The sequence below is a fragment of the Ruoffia sp. FAM 26254 genome (assembly GCF_045528545.1).
Classification (GTDB): domain Bacteria; phylum Bacillota; class Bacilli; order Lactobacillales; family Aerococcaceae; genus Ruoffia; species Ruoffia halotolerans.
The window spans coordinates 1-711 of the sequence record NZ_JBGQQY010000113.1 but is presented as its reverse complement, the minus strand read 5'-3'; the positions used below and the strand labels follow the sequence as shown (position 1 = coordinate 711).

Annotated in this window: 1 protein-coding gene; it reads right to left on the bottom strand. The window is 38.4% G+C overall.

The features are described from left to right. A partial coding sequence (locus ACEN3Z_RS11890; RefSeq protein ID WP_407090986.1) for an IS30 family transposase occupies positions 1-711 on the bottom strand: 711 nt, incomplete at both ends.

Here is a 711-nt window from a genome sequence, read left to right as displayed (position 1 = left end):
TTTTCCAATTCAAACATTTTTTGGGACGTGTATTTAATTTCGTTGCCCAACCTTGTATCTCTTCATCAGTTGCATCTGTCAAATCAACACCTTTCGGTGAGTACTCTCTAAGGAGTCCATTTGTATTCTCATTAGATCCTCTTTGCCAAGGGGCATGAGGATCTGGAAAATAAATTTGCGTATTATTTAATTCCTCAGTCAATCGGGCGTGTTGACTGAATTCTTTACCACGGTCAGGTGTAATGGTTTTACAAAAATTAGAATCAATACCTTGTAGTAATTTAATCATTTGGTCAACTACCGGCTTAGAAGCTTTCTTCTCAGATTTACCGATTAGTAATAACCTAGATTTTCTATCAACTAGCGTTACTAAGCACGCTTTACCAGTTTGACCTGCAACTGTATCTGCTTCCCAATGACCAATCTCAGTTCGTTCATTAGCGCTATCTGGTCGTTCATGAATCGTATTGGAGATAGGGATCTTTCCTCTTCTCTCTACGTGATTTTTAGAATGGCGTGTTTTACCTCTGTGTCTTAATTTACGGATAGCGCCTCGATTACCGGTTGATAAACCAGGCTCATCGAAGTCGCCACGATAAATTGCACGATAGATAGTATTATAACTGATTTTATTTTTGGAATTTTCAAGGTTCAAACGACCAGAAATTTGTTCTGGAGACCATTGTTCGTTGAGAAATAGTCGTTTGACCA